The organism is Frankia gtarii, from assembly GCF_025403375.1.
GTDB lineage: Bacteria > Actinomycetota > Actinomycetes > Frankiales > Frankiaceae > Frankia > Frankia gtarii.
The window spans coordinates 1-1,566 of record NZ_JAMPTM010000524.1 but is presented as its reverse complement, the minus strand read 5'-3'; the positions used below and the strand labels follow the sequence as shown (position 1 = coordinate 1,566).

The 1,566-nt window shown below is 70.8% G+C and carries 2 protein-coding genes; one reads left to right on the top strand and one right to left on the bottom strand.

Annotation, left to right across the window (positions count from 1 at the left end; translation table 11 throughout):
* Nucleotides 1-254 (bottom strand): hypothetical protein (locus NBZ83_RS32060; protein ID WP_261576503.1); only part of this gene is annotated, 254 nt, incomplete at its 3' end.
* 430 nt (nucleotides 255-684) lie between these two features.
* Here NBZ83_RS32060 and NBZ83_RS32055 point away from each other — a divergent pair.
* Nucleotides 685-1,566 (top strand): DMT family transporter (locus NBZ83_RS32055; protein WP_261576502.1); only part of this gene is annotated, 882 nt, incomplete at its 3' end.

Sequence of the window (1,566 nt, the reverse complement as noted above, 5' to 3'; positions counted from 1 at the left end):
GGCGTGAACGTGGGAGTAGGTGCGGGGGCGGGCTCGTCGGCCTTAGGCCGGCCGGCATCGGCCTCAGGCCGGCCGGCGCCGACGTCCTTGCGGGTCCGGTCGGGCAACGACCCCCAGGCGTCGGCGTCGACGGTCGACGCGGCCCACTGCTCGTATGGATCTCGGTCGGTTGGGAACATCTCAGGCTCGGCCGGTTGGCGGGTCAGAGCCACCGCGGCCGTGAGCACGAGTACTAGTCCCAACAGAATCAGCACCGGCGTCAGCATCGCCGTCATTCCCCCCCGAACAGGTCACCGTGGACCCGCCCCCTCTGTCTGTATATCAAGGTCGGCAGGCCCGATCGGTCCCGCATTCCAGTCATTCGCGGGCAAGTGACAACGTACGGGTGACCAGCCCGACCAGGGCCCAAATCGATGACACCCAGCGAGGTAGCCGATTCGGGTGGTAAGGCGCGTCGGCAAGCCCCACGGCCACGGATCCCGAGCAGGCAGGACCGGTACATTACGGGCCATCGTGTCCTACTTGTCCGCTCCGGATGATCGTCCTCGGCCAGTCGGTCCCACGCGCAGCCACGGTCCGGGCGCCCGCGTCGGCGATGGCAGAGCGGCCGCGACGCGACCATCACCCCGCCCCGCGCCGGCCACCGCCGGCCCGCGCGGCACCTGCTGATCGCCCGCACCGCCCGTGCCCCTCTTCATCCCGCTCGCGCTGCTCGCCGCGTTCCTGCTGGCGTCGTCGGCCGCCCTCCAGCAGCGCGCGGCGGGCCGCAGCCGGTTCGCGACGCGCGACGACAACGACATGGCCGTGCCGGGGTTCGGGCACCTGCTCGACCTCGTCCGCGAGCCGTTATGGCTGGTCGGCTGGCTGACGAACCTGGCCGGCTTCCTCACCCAGGCGCTCGCGCTGCATCTGGGATCGCTCGCCGAGGTGCAGCCGCTCATGGTCACCCAGCTGCTGTTCGCGCTCCCCCTCGGGCTGGTCGGCACGCGGCTGCGGATGGCCCGAACGGCGTGGTGGGCCATCGCGGCGATCTGCGCCGGACTCGCGCTGCTGCTCGGCGTGCAGGATCGGCTACCCACCCATCCGCCCCTTGACCAGGAACGCCTGGTGCTGGCGATCATCACGATCGTCGCGCTGGCCGCCGTGCTGGTCACCGTGTCGCGCGGGAGGGGGCCGGTGGGACGGGCGACGCTGTTCGGTATCGCCGCCGGATTGTTCTTCGCGTTGAGCGCACTGCTGCTCAAGCAGGCAACCGACGAAACCCTCGACAACGGGTTCGACGCGACAGTGACGCACTGGTTCGCCTACGCCCTGTGCGGGGTGACACTGACGAGCCTGTGTCTAGGTCAAATGGCCTACGCGGTCGGTCCGCTGACCGCGGCCGTCACCGCCATGAACATCACCAACCCGACCGCTGCCTACGCGCTCGGCGTCCTGGTGTTCGGGGTCCCCGCTCCGAGGGGGTCCGGGGTCATCTCTGGCGTCGCGGTCTCCGCCGTGCTCGTCGTCGGCGGAGTGTTCCTGCTCTCGCAGCCCAGCGCGCTGCCCCCCCCCCGCCACCGCCAC